A 19,500-nucleotide genomic window follows, 5' to 3' on the forward strand; every position below is an offset into this window, starting at 1 on the left:
GTAAAAGATAACTTTTAGGAATTATCTAATTTATTATTTATTTCCCTTGTGATATTAATTTTTTAATAACACTTTTAGGTCTAAAACCTGTTAATCGATGTATAAATTGTCCATCTTTTAATAATACTAATGTTGGAATTGACTTAATATCAAAATAATTAGCTAAAAACTGTGAATTATCCACATTAACCTTTACAATCTTTATATTTTCATCTTCACTATTAATTTCTTCTAATAATGGTGAAAGCATTTTACATGGTCCACACCAATCTGCATAAAAATCTACTAATACTAGTCCATCTTTAACCTCATTTGCAAACTCTGCTTCATTTATAACCTTCATTTAAACTCGCCCCTATTGCTATTTCATTATTTGTCCTTAATTAATTATATTCAAGTCACTAAATAATGTTAATTTTAATATACTAATTCTTTTATAATTTAAAGCTACTATCTAAAATATAAAAATATGCTATAATCATAATAATTATATACTTACTAAAGAAGAGGTGCTTATTAATGAAAGATTTAAAAATTTATTTTACATCTGACCTTCACGGATATGTTTATCCAACGGATTATGTAAATACAACCGAAAAAAATATTGGAATATTAAACATAATTAATTCTTTCGAAAAAGATGACAATACTTTAATAATTGATGGTGGCGATACTATTCAAGGTTCTCCATTCACTAACTATTTAAGCAATACTGATTTTGATGTACATCCTATTGCAACAATTTTTAATGAAGGACAATATGACTTTGTAACTTTAGGAAATCATGATTTTAATTATGGTAAAAAATATTTAAAAAAATATTTAGATAATTTAAATGCAAAATGCGTTTGTGCAAATGTTATAGATAATACTGGCGAACTACCTATCCAACCTTATCAAATAAAAACTATGGCAAATGGTTTAGAAGTTGGAATTTTAGGAATTACTACAGATTTTATAAATAGATGGGAACGTCCAGAAAACATTGAAAATATTAATATTACAGATACCTTTGATGCTGTAGCAAAATACTTTGATGAAGTAAAAACTAAGTGTGATTTAATTATTGGTGTTTACCATGGTGGCTTTGAAAATGATTTAGAATCTCATGAGTTATTAAGCACTACTAAAGAAAATATTGCATTTAAACTTTGTAAAGAATTTGATTTTGATATTTTACTTACAGGTCATCAACATATTCCAATAAGTAACAAAACTATTTTTGGTACTCATATAGTCCAAACTCCTCACAATGGAAGCAAGTTTGTAAAACTTAATCTTACAATTGATGATAATGGTTCAATAAATATTACATCTTCATTAGAGGAAATTAAGCTTAACCCAAATAAAGAAATGTTTAATAAATTCTTACCTTTAGAAAATAAGGTTCAAGAATGGTTAGATACACCTGTTGGTTTTTTAAGTACAGAACTTCAACCTGGTGATCGCCTTGAAATGGCATTAAATGGTTCACATTTAGCTAACTTTATAAATCAAATTCAACTAGAAACAAGTGATGCTGATATTTCTTGTACTGCTTTTGCCAATGTTATACATGGATTTAATAAAAATATATCAGTTAGAAACATTTTATCTACTTACCCATACCCTAACACATTAGTTGTTTTAGAGGTTAATAGAGAAATATTAAAATTAGCACTTGAAAGAAGTGCAAGCTATTTTAACAATGATAATGGCAACATTTCAATATCACAAAGTTTCTTAAAACCAAAACTAGAACATTATAATTATGACTATTTTGCTAATATTGAATATACTTTCGATTTAAATAAAGAAGTTGGAAATAGAGTTGTTTCTATAAAATATAAAGGTGAAGAACTTAACTATACTAAAAAATTAACTTTAGTTATGAATAACTATAGAGCAAGTGGTGCTGGTGGATATGAGTGCTACGACAAATGTAAAGTAGTGAAAGAAATAGTGCTTGAAATGCCTGAAATTATTATTAATTACTTTAAAAATAATCCTAATGTAACTGTTGATACTACTAAATATATCACTGTTAAATACTAATAATAAATTTTCTTAAATACAATAAAAACTACTACATATATATCTGTAGTAGTTTTTATTATATTCTTATAATGTTTTAATCCATTGACATGCCAAATTAAACCAACTTGCTATATGACTATTTATATGTTCACTTCTACCATTCATAGCTGTAATTTCTTCACAAAGACCTAACCCATGTACTCCACTTGGATAAATATGAAGTTCAAATTGAACTTTATTAGATGCTAAAGCATTTGAAAATAATAATGAGTTTTGAACTGGAACTGTTCCATCATCAAATGTATGCCATAAGAATGTTTTTGGAGTTTCAATAGATACTAACTTCTCTAAAGAAAGGTTTTCTCTACTTATTTCAGCTTCTTTTTCCCCTAATAAACTATCAAATGAACCCTTATGAGCAAATTCACCACTTGATATAACTGGATAACATAAGATCATTGCATTAGGTTTAACCTCTTCATTTTTTATATCTAAATATTTTTCAATAATTTCATTATTCCACAATACTCCTAAACTACCTGCTAAATGTCCTCCTGCCGAAAAACCACAAACTATAACTTTTTCAGTATCTACATTCCACTCTTTTTCTTTTTCACGCACATATCTAACTGTTTCTGCTAATTCTAATAATGCAGTAGGATATCTTACTGGTGCTATACTATATCTTATTACTACAGCATTGAAGCCTTGTGCTACAAATTTTAATGCAATTGGCTCTGCTTCTCTATCTGAAGTAAATTCATATCCCCCACCAGGACAAATTATAATTGTTTCCCTTTTTTTATTTATATTTATTTCTTCACTATTTTCAGGTATATATGCACTTATAATAGCTTCACTATTTTTTAATTTTCTACTAATATCCTTTATTCTTAACTTCTCATATATCATTTCTCTTCTCCTTAAAAATATAATTTCTCTATATTATTCTACTAGTAATAATTTACATATACAACATTCTATATTAGTGATAAAATACCTTTATTTATCTACTTACCTCTTCAATAATATAATAAAAAGGAATAGTATAATCACTATTCCTTTTTTATGTATTACCAATAAACAACTATATTTTTCCCTAAATTTTTTGCTTTATATAAAGACTTATCTGCTAGCGCTATATTTTCTTCTAAAGTCATGTTTTTAACATCAAACTTTGCAACCCCAATACTAACAGTTATATTAATGTATTCATCATTATTAATTTCAATACTCAACTGCTCTATTCCTCTTCTAACCCTTTCTAGAGTATCTTTGAAATTATTGTTTCTATTTTTAAGAATAATAATAAACTCTTCCCCTCCATATCTTCCAACAATATCTTCAGGTCCAATTAGATTTCTTATTAAACTTGCACTCTCAACTAAAACTTTATCTCCTATGATATGTCCATAAACATCATTTATCTTTTTAAAATTATCAATATCCATCATAGCAATGTAATAATTTTCACATTCATAATCTGATCTTTCTTTTAACTTATTTATATTTTCTATAATCTTACGTCTATTATAAATACCTGTTAGTGAATCATAATTTGCATTATAATGAACTTTCTTATATAAAGAAGAATTATCTAAAGCTATTGCAATATATGTAGATAATATTTTAAAAGTACTTAAGTCACTTAAATCAAATTCATTTTTTTCATACTTTTGAATACATAAATCACCAACAACTTTATCTTTTATTATCATTGGAACAAACATCAATGATTTTGTAAATTTTTCAGCTCTCCAATTAAATTTTTCTTTAAGATATTTGTCATGATCATCTATATATCTATAATATTGATTTTCTACATCATTAATAAGTATATCTTCTTTACGTTTAATACTATAACTTGCAAATCCACCATCACATATATCAACACTATTAAGGTTAATTATTTCATCTTCTTCTATTACTAATTGATATTGATATGTTTTTGTTTCTTCATTATAAACTATAATTTGAATAATATCATAATTTAAAATATTTTTTATTTCCTCGGCAATAACCTTAAATATATCTTTTTTATTAAGATTTGATATTATATTTTGTCCTATTTTATAAATAAGCTGATTTTGTTCATATAACATTTTATAATTTTTATCTAGCATATTTTTTTTCTGTTCATCTAAAACAGTAAAAATTGCTTTTTCTTGAATTTTCCTTAATTGCTTTTCAATTTCAATCCACTTTTCTAAATAGCAATATGCTTTTTCATATTCTTTTAATCCTTTATAAGCTAAATTATAAATATTATACATAATTTTAATATTAGTTAATTCTCTATCTTCTAATACCTTTTTTTCAATGTTATTTAATCTTTCTATTGCTGATTGATATTTTTCATTAATTACATCTATTTTGCTTAAATAAATTAATGATTCACTATCAAACTCAACATCTTCAATCTCTTGACGTTTTTTGCTAACCTCTAATAACATTTCTTCAGCTTTTTTAGTTAAACCCTTCTTTATGTAAATCTTAGCTTTTTCTAATAGCCAATTTAAACTATAATGAGGATGTTGTAATGCTAATTTTTCAATATGATCAATATAGTATAAGGCGTTGTCTAAATTATTGATACTTTGCTCACAAATTGCTCTATTTAAATATATGGCTACTTTATTTATATCAGTTCCAATCCATGGAAGCTGCTCTATTTGCTCTAAAATTTCAATTGCTTTTTCGTATTCTTCTATTACAATATATACACCTGCTAAATTACCTTTAATGGTAATTAATAATTCAATATTATTAGCTTCTTCAGCTAATTCCATTGCCTTAACTCCCCATTGTATTGCCTCTGCATATTTATGTTGCATACACTTACTACCTATGAATCCAGTAATTACCGATATCATTCCATTTATATTATTATTCTTCGCAAAAATTTCATATGCTTCATTAAATAACTCATCAGCATTTTGATATAAATCTTCTACAACATATATTTTTCCTAATTTATATAAAGTCCATGAATAAACATCTTCAAGATTGTTTTTTTTAGAAAATATAATTAATTCATTTAATACCTCTTTAGCTACTTTATTATTAAAAAAGTTTATCTTATTAATTATAACTTTTACATAACTCTGATCATTTCTTAACCTTTCAAACTCTTCCTTAGATACCCTATTATCAGTAATCATATACGTTAATACTCCCTTACTAGTTATTGATTTCTTGTAAGTTTATAATAATATTTATTTACTCCAATTAGTTATTCATCTTCTAATTATACTATAAATGGATTATTAAAAAAATATTTTACTAATACTAAATTAATTATTTGTATTTCAAACAATACTTAAATAAAAACATTAAATATAAAAAAACAACAATTATTGTATTTAATCAATAGTTGTTGTTTTCATTTGATACTATTTTTTATTAAATTGTAATTTATACACTATACTATTATCATAAAAAAATGTAAACCATAAATAATTTATAAATAAAATGAACCATAAATAATTATGTGTTACAAATCCTTTAAGACCTATTAAAGATAATAGCCCCAAAAATCCTAAATATTTATATTTTTCGTAACTCATGCTATACCCCCTAATATAATTTATTTAAATTATACCATATAATCACGGATATATTTAGCATTTATGAGTTATTTTTTTACAAAATACTTATATTCTGGTCTACCCACATTTCCAAAATTCATTTCTAAATCAACTTTCCCTATACTTTCTAAATAGTCCATATATTTTTTAATAGTTACATTACTAATTTTTATCTCATATGCAATTTCCCTTAATGTCCAAACCTCATTAGATTTTTCATTTAAAAAATCTATTATTCTATCTAATGTTCTTGCATTTAATCCTTTAGGTAACTTAACTTCATTTTCTGATGAATTATTCATTATCAAGCTATCTATATCACTTTGGCTCACTACCTCTTCATTAAGCAATACTTTCTTTCTAGCTTTATATTTATTTATAGCTTCCTTAAATCTCTCAAATTCAAATGGTTTAACTAAATAATCTACTACTCCATATGCAAATGCTCTTTTTATTTCATTTGTACTATTTGCAGCTGTTATCATTATTACATCTGTAAAAAAGTTTTTTTCTCTAATAGCCTTTAAAATATCTATTCCACTTTTTTCTGGTAAAAATACGTCCATTAATATCAAATCAATATCATTTTCTTTTAAACTTTTAATAATATCATTTTCATACATTACCGGACCAAATGTTTTTATATCTGTAATTTGCTCTAAGTATCGCTTATTTATTAAAGCCACCATTGGATCATCTTCAACTATTAATACATTCACTTTTATATACCACCTTTTAAAATTGTTACAACAAATATTTTTTCATCATCAAACTCTTCAATATCTATACTTCCATTATAAATTTCAACTCTATTTTTAACTAAGTATAAGCCTGTTCCTCTATCTTCTCCTTTTGATGATATACCTTCCGTAAACATTATATCTCTTATTTTATTATCAATACTTTTTCCATTATCTCTTACTTGCATTTCTATTACTAAATCATCTTCATATAATGATACCTCAACCTTCTTTTTTATATCACCACATAAAGCACATGCTTCAAATGCATTTTCAATTAAATTTCCTAGTATTGTTACTATATCATTTGAATCTATAATTCCATGTTCTTCTTCTAAAAACGATTCTTCTGTTAATAAAAACTCTATTTTTCTTTCTTTAGCAACTGACTCCCTACTAATTAATAATCCTCTAACATATTTATCTTCAATACTAACAAACTTACTTATTACTTCTTCATGAATCTCTTGTGTTTTTAAAATATATTTTTTTGCATCATCATAAGCCTTTATTTCAAGCAACCCTAAAATTACATATAAACTATTTTTAAATTCATGAACATTTGCTCTTAAATTTTTAATTATTTCATCTACACCAGTTATCTCTTTTGCTATTTTATTAATAGGATTTTTATCAACTAAAGTAATTATTGTTCTAAGACAATTATCACCTAATTTAATATTTTTAATTGTTACAAATATTTTTTTACCTTGAATTATAAATTCCTTCATTTCAAATTCTTCTCTATTATCTATGTAAACATTAAGCTTATCTAGTATGTCTTCTGCTTTAAAATTTTCAAACAACTCATAACAACTTTTGTTTATTTCTATAATTTCTTTATTTTTATTTAATGATATTATTCCATCTTTAACACTATCTATAATTATATTTTTCTCTCTATATAAAGTTGCAATTTCAACTGGTTCCATATCCAATATTAATTTTTTTAAGTTATCTGCTAATATTTTTGCACCTATTATTGATAATATTATAGAAAAAAGAAACAATAAGGTATATGTAGTTTTAGTCTTTGAATTAATTACAGTAATATCTTTTTCATATTTACCTACCATAATAAACCCAACTTGTTTATTATTATAAAATATTGGTTCGAACCACCTCAATGTTGTTCCCATTGAACCTTCCATTATTGAATAATAACTTATTCCTTTTTGAAGAACATCTTTATTATCTTCATTTACATATATTTCTCCTATTTGTGATTCATCTAAATGTGAATATTTCTCACCTGTCATATCCCCAACAACTATAATATCAACATCATTAAAACTTTCTATAAATTCTTTTGTATATTCTTGAATACTTTTATCACTTTCTCTTTTGTAAAGCTTTTCTCTAACTAAATCACTTTGACTTATAACATTCCCTACATTCTTCAAGGTTACTTTTATACTATCCTCTGTATCTGATATCTTTGCTGTTATAAAAATAATATAAGATAACAGTAATGGAATAAATGTGATTGTAACAGCCCAAAGAATTATTTTATTTTTAAACTTCATCTTCATATTATATCACCAATATTGTTTTTTTCTTTATAAAGTATTTTAATACATAAAAATGGGGTGTTTATTAAACACCCCTATATAATATTAAATTTAATATTAACTATGCTATACTGTTCTTGCAAGTTCCTTCATTTAAGAAATCTCTTAAATTTTCATAAGAAAACTCTATCATGTTTATTAATGCTTCATCTGTGTAAGATCCTATATGAGGAGTTACTAATACTCTTGGATAAAGATCTACTAATCTTTGATGTAAATCATTTTCCAATTCTTTTTCTCTTAAATCTTTAAAGAATGTTACAGATTCCCCTTCTAAAACATCAGTACCAAATCCACCTAATTTACCACTTTCGATACCTCTTATTATAGCTTCAATATCTTGAACTTCACCTCTAGCAGTATTAACTAATATAGCTCCATCTTTCATTTTTGATATAAATTCATCGTTTATCATATGATAATTTACATCTTTTATATATGGCATATGTACTGATATTATATCTGCTTGTGCTAATACTTCATCTAATTCCATAAATTCAACTATTTCTTTAGCTGCATCACTTTGGAATACATCATAAGCTATTACTCTAGCCCCTAGTCCTTTGAATAACTTAGCTGTAGTTAATCCAATTTTACCTGCACCTAAAACTGCAACTGTACAATTTCTTACTTCTTTGCTGAACATAAATGGGTCAACAACAAAATTCTTTTCTCTTGTTCTATTTACAGTATAAGCAGTGTGTCTTAATAACATCATTGATAAAGAAAGTGCTAATTCACCTATTGCATTTGGAGAATATCCTGGAACTCTAGCACATTTTAAATCTAAATCTTTAACTGCTTGTAAATCAACGTGATCAAATCCAACTGTTCTAGTTAAAAGATATTTTAATCCATTAGCTTTTAATAGTTCTAAGTTTTGTCTATCAGCTTTACAGTTTCCTCTAACCATTACTGCTTCTGCTCCAATTGCTTCTTTTACATTTTCGTGATTAAGACCTAAAGTTACTAACTTAATATCATATCCAAATTTTTTATTTATTTCTTCAAAATATTTAACTTCTGTTTCTCTAACACCATAACAAACTAATTTTATCATAATTTTTATCTCCTCTAAATAACACTAAATAATATGATTAAGAACAATAACCACTCTATTTTTAGAATGGCTTGTCCTAATCTTTTGCTGTATTTATATTTTCTATTGATTATTCTATGCAAATAATCCTATGTTTCTTATTACTTCTAATATAACTATAAGTATTGGCATTGCTGCTACTGCTACAACTGTTGATAATAAAGAACAGTTTGATGTAAATAATGATTCTCTATCATAACTAATTGCATATGCTGCTGCAACTGTTGCTGTTGGTGCAGCCATCATTATTACTGTTGTTGCCATTCCTTCAAAAGAAACTGGTAATATTCCTAATTTGCTAACAGCTAATAATAAAACAAAGTTTATAGCTGGAACACATAATACTTTAATTAAGCTATATCCCCAAGCATCTTTTTGTGATACTGCTTTTTTAAATGGAACTTCCGCTAATGTTGCACCAATTGAAATCCAAGCAAGTGGTGAAGCTAAACTACTTAAATAAGTAAGTGGTTTATAGAACCAAGGTAATGTTTGGTCAATTCTCAAAAATGCATAGTTAGTAGTACCATCTGCTGTAGCTACTGCTATTTGAGGTAATTTTTCTTGGAATAACCATATAAATAATCCTAAGAATGTGGCTATTATTATTGGATTTAAGAAAATTTCTTTCATATTCTTTTTAAAATTATCTTTATCCATTTTTGTGCCTGACATTTTTACAAAGGCATATGAATATAAAAATACTCTATATGCAATGTTAAATATGTTTGAGTACATAGTACCTACTGCACCATATACTGCAGTAACTATCGGTGTACCAAAGAATGTAGTTGAACCAAATATAGTAAGTACTCTATAAACATCTTGTTTATCGCCTTTTACTTTTGCATACATTATTTTAGTTATTGGTATTAATACAATATAAATTGCAAATCCCCAAACTAATATACTCATACCTTGTTTTAACTGCTCTCCGTTTATATCTTTCATAAATGATGTAAATGCTAATGCAGGTAATGAAATTGTAAGAACAAGCTTTGTTAACATTTTAGAAGCATTTGAATTTAAAATTTCCTTTTTTCTTAAATAAAATCCTAAAAGAATTATTGCTACTGATGAAAATATAGCTCCTAAAATCGCATTGTCTGTTAATGTGTTTTTAATTATTTCTAACATATAACTTTTCTCCTTGTATATTTTTTAACATTCATTTTTATGTTTAATCTCTTTCACAAGAATTATTGTACAAGCTTCGACTTTTTCCTACAATTTATTTAACTTTTTAAATAATTATTTAAGTTATTTAAGTTATAAATTTAACAATTAATTTATTTAAACATTAAAAAGTCCAGTTAATTATACATTTTTGTATAAATTAACTAGACTTTCACCTATAACTACTTACTTTATTTAATTTATTTAGCTTCAAATACTACAAAATAATTTTTATCAGTAATATCTTCATTAGTAAATGTATCTATTTTCAATGTGGCTTCATCATAAATATATTCTCTTATAGGATCTTCTAAATATGCTAGCTCTTGCAATCCAATCTCGTCTTTTGAATATAGATATAAATTATATTCTTTATTATTTTGAATATAATTAAACTGTTCTAATAAAGATAATACTACTTTGCCAATACTTTCATTGCTATCTATTAAAATAGTACTTCTTTGTTTCTCAATACTTGATTTGTTAAATATTTCTTTGTTTTTAAGAATTAAACTTAATAATTTTAAATCTATTTTATTTTCTTTTTTTAATTCAGCTACAATTAATACATTATTTAATTTATTAAATTCATCTCTTGTATATTTATCTGATAAATTTACATCACCAATTGCAACTATAATATTATATTTACTTTTTATTTTTTTTATAATTTCTATATTTTTACCTTCAAAACTTTTTGCTACTATTAAAATTATATCTGAATTATTTTTCAAATTATAATTTTCAATATTTACATCCTTTTCTAGTAAATAAGAAATTTCAACTATATCTTGTTCGACTTTATAATATTTACTATTATTATCTACTATTTCGAATCCTAATGAAGAATTCTTAAAACTAATACTTTTTTCATCTTCTAGACTAATTATCTTAATTTTCATTACTAATACCCCAATTTTGATTTATATGTTAATTATATCACAAATAGGTATATCATTAGTAAATTTTTAATAAAGTAGTAGTTTACTTATTTTCACCTGGATCTGGTTCTTCAAATGCTGGTGCTTTTGGATCTTTTAAATCACCAAAATACTGACCTGGTGTAGATAAATTTAGATAAATCTTAGCATCTTTTGTATCTCCCCAATCCTTTAATGAACCTGTTCCAAGCATTTTATTAAATGCTTCTCTAAACATTGTGTTATGTGCTTCTTCACGTTGTAATAAATATTGAATAGTTTCTCTAACATACTTATCTTTTATTTGTCTATAAAGATTTTCATAAGTTGTTTTAGTTCTTTGCTCATTACCTATATTAGTCAATAAATCTGCTGCTAAGTCACCTGTTTCATTTACATATGCAGCTGTCCATAAATATCCTGAAGAATTAGCAAGCATTGGTGTTAATCTTGAAGTAGTAGTTGCTTCAACTGCTCCAACTTGTGCTGGTGGTGCTGTTACATCTTTACCATTTAATAAATTAATAGTTTCTGCTACCATTTCTGCATGACCAAATTCTTCAGCAGCAATATCTAAAAATAAATCCTTTATTTCTTTATTATCAACTCTAAAGCTTTGAATAAAATAAGTTAATGCTGCTGTTAACTCTCCATTAGCTCCACCTAATTGCTCCTACATTAAATTAGCATATGTTTAATTAGGCTTCTCAACCTTTACTTCACGTATTAAATGTTTCTCATGCTTAAACATATTCTCTCCTTCTTTCACTAATATTAAACTTATTTTAAATGTTCTTTATTAGTTTTTCTTAGTTCATTAATCTTATGCTAATTTATTAATTTTTTTATTCAAATACCTTAGGTATCATTTAATTAATTTATATTTTGTTATGTATACTCTTATTTCAATAAACTTTAATTTAAATCTATTTTTTCAATTCTTATATCATCTAAATTTACTTCAGCTATTGCCATAGATAAAGGTAGTGAAAATCTTTTTCTTCCACATGAACCCGGATTTAGATATATAATATTATCAATCTTTTCATTGCTAAACTTATGTGAATGACCATAAATAACTAAATCTACTTCCCTTAAATCTTTTGGAATATCTGCTTTATCATGAACAAGATAAATTAATATTTCATCCATTTCTATTTCTCTATATTCTGGAAGAGTAAGACCCCACTCATCGTCATCATTATTTCCTCTTACAACAAAAGTTTTTGTTATACTCTCTAATTTATCGATTATATCCTTATTCCCTATATCTCCTGCATGAATTATGTAATCACATTCTTGAAGACGTTCAACTACTTCTTCTCTTAATACTCCATGTGTATCTGAAATAACTCCTAATTTCATATAACTTCTCCTCTCTATAATTAATTATTTATAATCTTATCTATTATTGCTCCAATTACAATTCCTACTGTATAACAAATTAAATCACTCCATAGGAATCCAAATCCTAATATTAGCCCACCTAAAGTTGTAGCTCTTATTGAATCAATCCAAGGTGCATGATAAAGCTGACTTATTTCTATTCCATAGGAAAATATTATTGATATTACTAAAATGAATATAGTAGATTTTTTGTTAAATAAAAAAGAAAATAAGAAAAATACCATAAGTGCCCATAAAGCATCTCCTGAATAAGATGATATTATTTGTGGTAATCCCTGAACCTTTCTTGATAACAAACCTAGTATTATTGTAATTATCGTTAAAATTAAATATAAAATTCTATTTCTTCTCATAATCTTTCCTCTCTTATACCAATATTATACTAAAATAAATAAGAGCTTAATAGAAATTTCTACCAAACTCTCACTTATTTAATCTATTTTATTAATTTTAAAATCATTTAGTATCTTTTCAACTACTTCAACATCTGCTGGTACCCATTTTTGTGTTGATAGTTCTTCTAAGGAAACCCATTTAGCATCATTATGGGCATTTAACACTAACTCTCCACCACATATTTCACAAATAAAACAATGCATTGTTAAGTGAAAGTTTGGATAATCGTACTCTACTGTTGTTAGATATTCTAAATTATTTATATCTAGTTCAAGTTCTTCTTTTACTTCTCGAATTAATGCCTCTTCTCTACTTTCTCCTAATTCTATTTTTCCACCTGGAAATTCCCACATATCTGCAAATTCTCCATAGCTTCTTCTTGTAATGAATATTTTATCTTGTTTTTTTATTATTGCTGCAACTACTTCTATTGTCTTCATATGTTTTTCTCCTAAATAATTATTGTCTTGTTTGCCTTATTAATCATACTTGGTGGAATTTCTTCATTAAGTTCCCATATAAAACTAATAGGTTTATTTCCACTATGACTTCTATACTCACAAGTTCCTAAATAAGTAAATGGTGATGTAAGTCCATCTCTAGTTTTATATTCTCTAACAAAAAGAGCAATCTTATTTCCTGTTTTTAAATGATTAATATATCTTTTCCCCGTTGCACTTTCTGTTGAAGTTTTACTTTGAGTTTGCCAGTGAAATAACCTTTCATTGATTGCATAATCTTCATATAAAGTTGATGGTGAAAAATCCTTATCACTTTTATTTAATGTAATAAAAAATATATCAATTCCTTTATCCTCAAAGTACTTAACTCCTTCCCTAAAGGCTGGTTTCTTTTCTTCATTATAATATCCAAAGGCAGCCATAATAACATCTGTTGAATAATCACAATGTAAATCTAAAGGGCAATCAAATCCTAAGTTTACTTTCTTATCTACAAAGTTAAGATGATCAAAGTTATATTTTAATATTTCACAAGCTTCATTCATCATTACTTTATTATTTAATAGCTTATTAATACCTTCTTTTATTGAAGTTAATCCTATCTTTTCTGGTGCATCATTATAGAATATATAATACATCATATTTAGCATTAAAGACTCTTCATTTGTAAATTCTACATTAGAAATATCATCATTATTTTTTATTAATCCTATAACAAATTCAATAAACCTTCTTGAATTTACAAACAACAAGTTGTATAACTTTTTAGTTATTTCTACTTCATTTTCTTCTGTAAAATCATCTCTTTGCTCTGCTATTACACACATTCTTGAAAAACTTCTATCTTTAGTTTTACCATAGAAATCTACTAATGATAAGTTATGATATTTTAAGAAATTTTCTAATGTTAACTCTAAATCTGTATCATTTTTAAAACTTCTTAACTTACTTAACAAATTTGCTTTTGTATTACTAGCTGATTTAATATTTCTTAATATATATTCCTTTGCTTCCTTTTCTAGTTGAATATAACATCCTTTTGGTAGTGTTAAAAATCCATTTTCAATATAATCTTTTACAGGCTTATTTGTTTTTCCTATTAACGCCCTAAACTTATCCTCAAAATTATAGTTTTTATGTGCTTGACCTACAAAATCAAGAACCGTTAAGCATTCTTTTTTATCATGTAATCTTAATCCTCTTCCTAATTGCTGCAAGAACACTGTTAAACTTTCAGTTGGTCTTAAAAATAATATTGTATTAATCTCAGGAATGTCCACACCCTCATTATAAATATCAACTACAAAAATAAACTTTATTTCTCCTTTAACAAGCCTTTCTTTAGCATTATCTCTTTCTTCCTTTTTACTTTCAGAAGTTAATGCTATTGATTCTATTCCTGCCTCATTAAATTTGTTTGCCATAAATTTAGCATGCTCTTTACTAACACAAAATCCTAAACCTACTACTTCATCTATATCAGTAACATATTTATTTAAAGCAACTAAAATATCACTAACTCTTTTATCATTACCAGTATAAACATTATTTAAGTCACTTATGCTATATCCTCTTCTTTGCCATTTTAGCTTTGATAAGTCAACTGTATCTGATACTGCAAAGTATTGGAATGGACTTAATAACTTTCTATCTATAGCTTCTGGTAATCTTATTTCTCCTGATATTCTATCTTCAAAAAATTTAAATATATCTTGATTATCATTTCTTTCTGGTGTTGCTGTTAATCCTAATAATACCTTAGGCTTATAATAACTTAATAACCTTTGATAAGATGGTGCCGCAGCATGGTGGAATTCATCTATTATTATGAAGTCATAATAATCTTCTGATGTTATTTCACATAAATCTTTACTATTTAAACTTTGAATAGAAACAAATAAATGATCTAAGCTTTCTGGTTTTCTTCCACCAACCATTAATTCTCCAAAGTTATTATTTTTTAATATCGCTCTAAATGTTGATCTAGCTTGCTTTAATATTTCTTCTCTATGAACCACAAATAAAAGTCTATTGGCTTTTCCCCTATTTTCTATACAAAAATCTCTATAATCAAATGCTGAAATAACTGTTTTACCTACACCAGTAGCTGCAACTACTAAATTTCTATATTTATTATGTATCTTTCTTTCAACTTTAAGAGTTTCTAATATTTCCTTTTGATATGCATAAGGTCTAATATCAAATCCAAATGACGTATCTTCATCATTATAATTTTTCTCTAATTTTAAAGAAATTCTTAATTGCTTTTTATCTTCTTCTGTTCCAGTATAAGATACAAATTCTGAATCATTCCAATAACTTTCAAAAGTAGCTTCAAACTTTTTAATAATATCAAATGAATCTTGCTCTGTAACCTTTAAGTTCCATTCTAACCCTGAAGTTAATGCTGCATTTGATAAATTTGATGATCCTATGTATGCAGTAGTAAATCCTGTATCTCTTTTAAACATATAAGCCTTTGCATGAAGTCTTGTCCTTTTTGTATCATATGAAATCTTTATTTCAGTGTTAGGCAACTTACTTAATTCTTGTATAGCCTTTTCATCCGTTGCTCCCATGTAAGATGTTGTAATTATTCTTAACTTTTTATTCTGCTCTCTAGTTGCTTCTGTAAGACTGTCCATTATACATCTAATACCACTCCATTTTACGAATGAAACTAGCAAATCAATTGAATCACATGATAGTATTTCCTTATTTAATTCACCTAACATATTGGGTTCTTGACCTGAACCTGTAAATAGCGAACTTTGTGATAATGGAGTTATTGGTCTTATTGCTGCTTTGTTATTAATTGCTCTTTTATTATTTATTTTTGAGTATAGAGCATTAAGCATTTCTCCATTTTTATCTATTTCATATTTTTTAATATCTTCTTCATTTGACACTTGGCTTAATATGTTAATTATGTCATTACAGGCTTGTATTTGTTTTATTAATTTTTCGCTATCTTCTTTTTCTTTGTCTCTAATGTAGTTAAGGGATTTTCTTATTACTTGTGATATGTATTGTGAAAGTATTGCTTTAGCTTCTTCTTTATCTATTTTATCTTTATCTATAATGAAGTTTTCTTGTTCTATGTTTTCTAATTGTTGTAGTATTTCTTTGTTTATTACTTGCTCATAGAGTCCTTCTTTCAATATTGCTCCCTCCAATATAATGAAAATTAGTTTATTATTTAATTTTAGCATATTTGAATATAATAAAAAGCTACAGTTTTATGTAGCTTTTTATTTATTTGATAAAATCGAAGCTTCACCTTTGCAGTACACTATATTTTATCAACCATTATTATCTTATCACTCCTTTGAGAGTAAAAATCGTTGTTCTTCCCCTTAGCTCTAGTCTACCAGCATAATTTACCACACGATGGTATGGATATTTCCCATAAAATTATGCATGGATTTTAATCTACCGTCTTTGTAAGGTATCTTCTATTAATTACTTATACAACTTTAGTAAAGTTAACATTTACTTATGATACGGTTCTCCGTATCAGTATTAAGTGAGGTTTATTTTTTTAATAATTTTCAAAATTCTTTCAATCATATATTAATGCTAATCTTCTTAAACTCGTCTCTACAGTTATCTCTCCATTATCCTTTATTTGCTTTATTTCATCTAGTAGATACTCTTTAATTTTTTTCAAAACCTATAGTATCAAAATTATAAGCTACTAACGAATATTCTTTATATTTAGTAAAGTTTTCATTTTTTATTTCCTCTAGACTACTATATTATGATTTATACTGTAAAGCTTCAATCTGTGTAATTAAATTAGCTTGCTTTTTCAATCTTTCTCTTAACTTAGTTTTTTCTTTTATTAGCTCTATTAATTCTAGTTCTGTTACATCAAGACTTCTTGGAATGTATGTTTCATCACCTCTCTAGTGGCCTTGTAGACACAGAACCTTACTTCATCTCTCTTTAGCTCCTTGATATAAATTTTCTCTATTGAGTATTTTAATTACATTGGTATATTCTGGTATTAAACCTGTAATTTATCTTGTTTCATTATTTCGATATCTACGATATTTTCTGCTATAACTACATATCCACCTAAATCTTGCTCTACATCCCTAATACCATAATTTTTCTCTAGTATATTAACAGTATCATGTATACTTTTAATAACTTCAATTTTATACTTTTTTAATTGCTTTAATTGTTCTTTTAAATAAATTTTTCCATTTTAAACTCCTCTTCTCAAAAAAGTGTGCTACACATTGGAAAATATGTAAAAACTCTTATTTTATATATAATATATATTTATAATTAGCTTTAATTCAGATAAAACTATAATTCTATTTTCCAACATACTTCCTTATACTAAATGATTATAATTTTAACAACTCTATACATATCTTTTGTTTTATTTACTAAATATAGTGTTATCGTTATAAATTATCTTTATCGTATATTTAATAGATTTTTTATTTCTACTCACCATTAAAGAATCTTTTTAGAATCACAAATCTAACATGTATTATTCAAAATATAATAAAATACAACGGAAAAATCTTTGCATTTCAAGACTTTACCATTGTATTTCACCTTGTTTATTATTTTTAATTTTAATTTTTATACTAAATTTGTAGATATATTTTAACTCTTTCTCCTTGAATATCTCTCTAAATAGTTATACTTTTATTTTTTTTAGATAAAACTAATGTTAATATAAATGTAACCACAAAAGCTATTCCAAGCGAGATAAAGAAGTTTACTATATTTTGAGGTCTTATTGTTACAAAACCTATAATCCCTGTTGGCCCTGGAGATACATTTAATACATTTGTAAATACCGAATATGCAGAACCCAAAGCACTACCTATCATAGCAGAATAGAAGGGTGTTTTTAACTTTAAATTAACACCAAACATAGCTGGTTCAGTAATCCCTAATAATGCTGATATACCTGATGTTAATGCTATGCTTCTTAATTTTTTATTTTTTGATGTAATAATTGATGCTAATGACGCTGCACCTTGTGCTACATTGTTACAAGATGCAATTGCTAAGAAAAATGAACCTCCAGTTACTGCTATATTAGCGAATAATTGCATTTCTACTGGAAGTATACTATGATGCATTCCAGTCATTGTAAGAGGTGCATATATAAATCCTAATACTGCTCCTCCAAGGAATCCCAAAGTATTATAAAGCCACATAAGAGCATTTGTTATGATTTCACCAGCGCCTCGCATTATTGGTCCTACTACCATAAATGTTGCAAGTCCTGTAATAAATACTGTAAATAACGGAGTTAATAAGTTATCTAAGAATTCTGGAATTACCTTTCTTAAAAGCTTTTCAATCTTAGCTAAAATATACGAAGATGCAATTACAGGTAATACTGTACCTTGATAACCTACACTTTCTATACTTAATCCAAATATATTCCAAGTTGGAATTGTTCCATCAACAACTGCAGCCCCATAACTATATCCATTTAATAAATCTGGATGAACCATTATCATTCCAATAACTGCTCCTAAATACGGATTTCCTCCAAATAACTTAGTAGCTGAAAATGCTATTAATATTGGTAAAAATACATATGCTGCATTTGCAAAAGTATTTATTAGCCTAGCTAAATCTGCAATTTGAGGATATGCTTCTACTATAGATTTACCTTGAATAAACAAATCTTGCGATGTTAGCACATTATTTATTCCCATTAATAAACCACTAGCAATTAATGCTGGTAATATTGGAACGAATAAATTAGATAATGTCTTAACTAATGCTTGAAGAGGATTCAATTTCTCATCTGCTTTCTTTTTAATCTCCTCTTTGCTAGATTCTGTTATTCCTGCTAAAGCAATTATTTCTTTATATACTTCATCAACAGTTCCACTACCAATTATTATCTGAAATTGACCTGAATTTGAAAAATAACCTTTTACTATTTCAACATCTGATAACCTATCTAAATCAACTATACTTTCATCTTTTAAAACTAATCTTAATCTGGTTGCACAGTGAGCTGCACTTATAATATTATCCTTTCCACCAATTATGTCTAAAATTTCTTTTGAGCTAGTTTTTATTTTTTGCTCTGTAGCCATATTTTTCTCTCCACCTTTCTTAAAAATCGTTTTCATTA

At 26.0% G+C, this 19,500-nt stretch carries 15 protein-coding genes and 1 pseudogene; 1 reads left to right on the plus strand and 15 read right to left on the minus strand.

What is annotated here, in order from left to right; all coding sequences use genetic code 11:
• Positions 1-37: 37 nt before the first annotated feature.
• Positions 38-343 carry a thioredoxin gene (trxA, locus tag HCG70_RS10770; protein WP_042400232.1) on the minus strand — a complete coding sequence of 102 codons (306 nt, stop codon included), beginning with the start codon at positions 341-343 and terminating at the stop codon, positions 38-40.
• Positions 344-519: 176 nt separating this feature from the next.
• On the opposite strand from trxA, the gene HCG70_RS10775 reads away from it, so the two are divergent.
• Positions 520-2,034, plus strand: coding sequence for a bifunctional UDP-sugar hydrolase/5'-nucleotidase (locus tag HCG70_RS10775; protein WP_042400231.1), 1,515 nt, complete (start codon positions 520-522; stop codon positions 2,032-2,034).
• Between the two features lie 66 nt (positions 2,035-2,100).
• Here HCG70_RS10775 and HCG70_RS10780 read toward each other — a convergent pair whose 3' ends face one another.
• From HCG70_RS10780 to HCG70_RS10845, 14 genes and pseudogenes are all read right to left on the minus strand, one after another.
• Positions 2,101-2,928: an alpha/beta hydrolase gene (locus HCG70_RS10780; protein ID WP_078061362.1), complete on the minus strand. Its 828-nt coding sequence runs from the start codon at positions 2,926-2,928 to the stop codon at positions 2,101-2,103.
• A gap of 161 nt (positions 2,929-3,089) precedes the next feature.
• On the minus strand, positions 3,090-5,177 hold the full coding sequence (locus HCG70_RS10785) for a diguanylate cyclase (protein ID WP_221697718.1): 2,088 nt from the start codon (positions 5,175-5,177) through the stop codon (positions 3,090-3,092).
• 231 nt (positions 5,178-5,408) lie between these two features.
• Positions 5,409-5,582 carry a DUF3796 domain-containing protein gene (locus tag HCG70_RS10790; RefSeq protein ID WP_144266752.1) on the minus strand — a complete coding sequence of 58 codons (174 nt, stop codon included), beginning with the start codon at positions 5,580-5,582 and terminating at the stop codon, positions 5,409-5,411.
• Positions 5,583-5,650: 68 nt separating this feature from the next.
• The gene (locus tag HCG70_RS17675) at positions 5,651-6,322 is read right to left on the minus strand and encodes a response regulator (RefSeq protein ID WP_242833261.1); all 672 of its coding nucleotides are present in this window, start codon (positions 6,320-6,322) and stop codon (positions 5,651-5,653) included.
• 2 nt (positions 6,323-6,324) lie between these two features.
• Positions 6,325-7,875 (minus strand): ATP-binding protein, encoded by a 1,551-nt coding sequence (locus HCG70_RS10800; RefSeq protein ID WP_055276192.1) that lies wholly within the window; start codon positions 7,873-7,875, stop codon positions 6,325-6,327.
• A 100-nt stretch (positions 7,876-7,975) separates the two neighbouring features.
• Complete coding sequence (locus HCG70_RS10805) at positions 7,976-8,974, minus strand: 2-hydroxyacid dehydrogenase (protein ID WP_042400226.1); 999 nt, start codon at positions 8,972-8,974, stop codon at positions 7,976-7,978.
• 114 nt (positions 8,975-9,088) lie between these two features.
• The gene (locus HCG70_RS10810) at positions 9,089-10,150 is read right to left on the minus strand and encodes an AEC family transporter (protein ID WP_042400224.1); all 1,062 of its coding nucleotides are present in this window, start codon (positions 10,148-10,150) and stop codon (positions 9,089-9,091) included.
• A gap of 239 nt (positions 10,151-10,389) precedes the next feature.
• On the minus strand, positions 10,390-11,091 hold the full coding sequence (locus tag HCG70_RS10815; RefSeq protein ID WP_055276190.1) for a hypothetical protein: 702 nt from the start codon (positions 11,089-11,091) through the stop codon (positions 10,390-10,392).
• An 82-nt stretch (positions 11,092-11,173) separates the two neighbouring features.
• Positions 11,174-11,860: pseudogene (locus HCG70_RS10820) on the minus strand (manganese catalase family protein).
• A 164-nt stretch (positions 11,861-12,024) separates the two neighbouring features.
• The gene (locus HCG70_RS10825) at positions 12,025-12,474 is read right to left on the minus strand and encodes a metallophosphoesterase family protein (RefSeq protein ID WP_055276187.1); all 450 of its coding nucleotides are present in this window, start codon (positions 12,472-12,474) and stop codon (positions 12,025-12,027) included.
• Positions 12,475-12,494: 20 nt separating this feature from the next.
• The gene (locus tag HCG70_RS10830) at positions 12,495-12,869 is read right to left on the minus strand and encodes a DUF2809 domain-containing protein (RefSeq protein ID WP_042400217.1); all 375 of its coding nucleotides are present in this window, start codon (positions 12,867-12,869) and stop codon (positions 12,495-12,497) included.
• Between the two features lie 78 nt (positions 12,870-12,947).
• Positions 12,948-13,352: an 8-oxo-dGTP diphosphatase MutT gene (gene mutT / locus HCG70_RS10835; RefSeq protein WP_055276185.1), complete on the minus strand. Its 405-nt coding sequence runs from the start codon at positions 13,350-13,352 to the stop codon at positions 12,948-12,950.
• 11 nt (positions 13,353-13,363) lie between these two features.
• Positions 13,364-16,534 (minus strand): DEAD/DEAH box helicase, encoded by a 3,171-nt coding sequence (locus tag HCG70_RS10840; protein WP_042400210.1) that lies wholly within the window; start codon positions 16,532-16,534, stop codon positions 13,364-13,366.
• A 1,491-nt stretch (positions 16,535-18,025) separates the two neighbouring features.
• On the minus strand, positions 18,026-19,462 hold the full coding sequence (locus HCG70_RS10845) for a sucrose-specific PTS transporter subunit IIBC (protein ID WP_042400207.1): 1,437 nt from the start codon (positions 19,460-19,462) through the stop codon (positions 18,026-18,028).
• Positions 19,463-19,500: the final 38 nt, after the last annotated feature.

It is taken from the genome of Clostridium sp. K04 (assembly GCF_019734375.1).
Taxonomy (GTDB): Bacteria; Bacillota; Clostridia; order Clostridiales; family Clostridiaceae; genus Clostridium; species Clostridium saudiense.

Coding starts and splice junctions, on each gene's coding strand:
- trxA (WP_042400232.1), bottom strand. CDS start 343: ATGAAGGTTATAAATGAAGCAGAGTTTGCAAATGAGGTTAAAGATGGA.
- HCG70_RS10775 (WP_042400231.1), top strand. CDS start 520: ATGAAAGATTTAAAAATTTATTTTACATCTGACCTTCACGGATATGTT.
- HCG70_RS10780 (WP_078061362.1), bottom strand. CDS start 2,928: ATGATATATGAGAAGTTAAGAATAAAGGATATTAGTAGAAAATTAAAA.
- HCG70_RS10785 (WP_221697718.1), bottom strand. CDS start 5,177: ATGATTACTGATAATAGGGTATCTAAGGAAGAGTTTGAAAGGTTAAGA.
- HCG70_RS10790 (WP_144266752.1), bottom strand. CDS start 5,582: ATGAGTTACGAAAAATATAAATATTTAGGATTTTTGGGGCTATTATCT.
- HCG70_RS10800 (WP_055276192.1), bottom strand. CDS start 7,875: ATGAAGATGAAGTTTAAAAATAAAATAATTCTTTGGGCTGTTACAATC.
- HCG70_RS10805 (WP_042400226.1), bottom strand. CDS start 8,974: ATGATAAAATTAGTTTGTTATGGTGTTAGAGAAACAGAAGTTAAATAT.
- HCG70_RS10810 (WP_042400224.1), bottom strand. CDS start 10,150: ATGTTAGAAATAATTAAAAACACATTAACAGACAATGCGATTTTAGGA.
- HCG70_RS10815 (WP_055276190.1), bottom strand. CDS start 11,091: ATGAAAATTAAGATAATTAGTCTAGAAGATGAAAAAAGTATTAGTTTT.
- HCG70_RS10825 (WP_055276187.1), bottom strand. CDS start 12,474: ATGAAATTAGGAGTTATTTCAGATACACATGGAGTATTAAGAGAAGAA.
- HCG70_RS10830 (WP_042400217.1), bottom strand. CDS start 12,869: ATGAGAAGAAATAGAATTTTATATTTAATTTTAACGATAATTACAATA.
- mutT (WP_055276185.1), bottom strand. CDS start 13,352: ATGAAGACAATAGAAGTAGTTGCAGCAATAATAAAAAAACAAGATAAA.
- HCG70_RS10845 (WP_042400207.1), bottom strand. CDS start 19,462: ATGGCTACAGAGCAAAAAATAAAAACTAGCTCAAAAGAAATTTTAGAC.